Below are 1,893 nucleotides of genomic sequence, written 5' to 3' on the forward strand. Positions count from 1 at the left end.
GTGCAGGTCGCGCACCAAGCCCTCGTTGATCGGACTGGCGCGGAAATCGAACTCCGCCAAGGTCTTGGCCAAGGGCAGCTTGGCGGCGCCGAGCTGATAGCGGATCGAGCGCGCCTGCTTCTCCGCCCGCTCCGCCGCCAGCAGGTCGCCCAGGATCTGCTGGACGGTGCGCTGCCGCTTCAGCCCATCGCTCATCACCTCGTCGTAGGAGGCACGCATGCCGGCCAAGCTGAGCTCGGCCATCAGCGCCATCAGCTCATGCCGTTCCATGGCAGCCCTCCCGCACCGCGCGCAGGCGGTCGTAGCGCCCGCAGTCGGCAGCCGGCTCGATGGATAGCGTCAACGCCGTCGGCACCGCCATGGCCGGTGCCGGTGTGACGTCGTGGCGCCGGGCGAGGATGTTCAGGATCACGTCCCGGCTGTGCGTACCGCTCGCCAGTGCCTCGCGGCAGGCGACCTCCACTGCGTCAAGGCCATCGGTGAGGATGGCGGCGAGAACGCCAACGAACTGCCGGTCGGCGTTGTCGCCGCGGCCCAGGCGGGTCCGCACCGTCGCCAGGGCCGGCGGCAGTTCCCAGTCGCGGAACGGCGCCCCGTTGCGCAACGCCCCCGGTTTGCGGGCGAGGACCGGCAGGTAGTGCAGCGGATTGTAGCGCGTGTGGCCGTGCCCGAAGGCCCGCGGGTGCTCGGCGACGATCGCGCCGTTGAACCACACCACGATCCGCGTCGCGTAGGCGCGGACCTGCACCGGCTTGCCGGCCGCCGCCGCGGCCACGCTGTAGCGGTTGCGATCGAAATGGATCAGGCAGGTCTTCGAGGCGCTGAGCGTGGTCTCGTGGAAGCCGTCGAAGGGCTCGCTCACGGTGAGCAGCGCCGGCCGCTCCGCCTGAAACACCTCCCACACCGTCCGGCTCTTATCCTCGGGATGCGGCGTCTGTTGGGCCCAGGCGATCACCTCGTCGTGCAGGCGTTCGTTCACCTCCTCCAGCGTCTTGGCACGCAGGCGCGGCGTGAACAGCCGCTGGCGCAAGGTGCCGACCTGGTTCTCGACCTGCCCCTTCTCCCAGCCCGACGCCGGGGTGCAGGCCACCGGCTCGACCAGGTAATGCGAGCACATCTGGGCGAAGCGGCGGTTGAAGCGGCGCTCCTTGCCGACGAACACGGCGTCCACCGCCGTCTTCATATTGTCGTAGATGCCGCGCTCGCACAGGCCGCCGTAGAAGGCCGCGGCACGGGCGTGGGCGTCGAACACCATCTCCTGCGTCTGGCGCGGATAGACCGCCACGAACGGCATGCGGCTGTGGCACAGGCGGGCATGGGCTACCTGCACCTTGGTCGTCACGCCGTCCAGGATGATCCACTCTTCCGCCCAGTCGAACTGGTACGCCTCGGCCGGGGCAAAGGTGAGCGGAACGTAGGCGTTCACCGGCCCACTCGGCGGCTGGCGCTGCTTGAAGCGCTTGATGTAGCGCCGCACCGCGTCGTACCCGCCCTGGAACCCGGCGCCCTTCAGCCGCCCGAAGATCCCCAGGTAGTCGAGCCGGTCACGCACCGGTTGGCGTTCATTCTCGATGATCAGCCGGTCCAGTTCTTCCTGGAACCCGGCCAGCTTCGGGAGCGGCTGGTGCTGGCGCTCGTAGCGCGGCGCCGTCTCGCCCGAGCGCAGGTATTTCGTCACCGTCTCCCGCGACACCTTCAGCGACCGGGCAATGGCCCGGATGCTTTTCCCCTTCGCGTGCTCGCGTCGTATCCGTGCGATCGTCTCCACCGTCAACATCCCTGTCCGCCACCCTGTCGTCCAAACCCAGGGTGGTAGTCTGCCAGATCAGAGGTGGCTGGTTATTGGACGCCGATCACCCCTGAAACTGGCCCAGTGTTGCAAGCCGATGCACA

At 68.5% G+C, this 1,893-nt stretch carries 2 protein-coding genes; both read right to left on the minus strand.

Features of this window, described 5'->3' with window-relative positions; all coding sequences use genetic code 11:
- Positions 1-270, minus strand: a 270-nt coding sequence (locus J2847_RS33805) for an ATP-binding protein (RefSeq protein WP_233474984.1), incomplete at its 3' end; no start/stop codon positions are given.
- A complete protein-coding gene (gene istA, locus J2847_RS33810; RefSeq protein ID WP_209783103.1) occupies positions 257-1,777 on the minus strand; it encodes an IS21 family transposase in 1,521 nt (506 codons plus the stop codon). The genes istA and J2847_RS33805, both read right to left, overlap by 14 nt.
- Positions 1,778-1,893: the final 116 nt, after the last annotated feature.

The organism is Azospirillum agricola, assembly GCF_017876095.1.
Taxonomy (GTDB): Bacteria; Pseudomonadota; Alphaproteobacteria; order Azospirillales; family Azospirillaceae; genus Azospirillum; species Azospirillum agricola.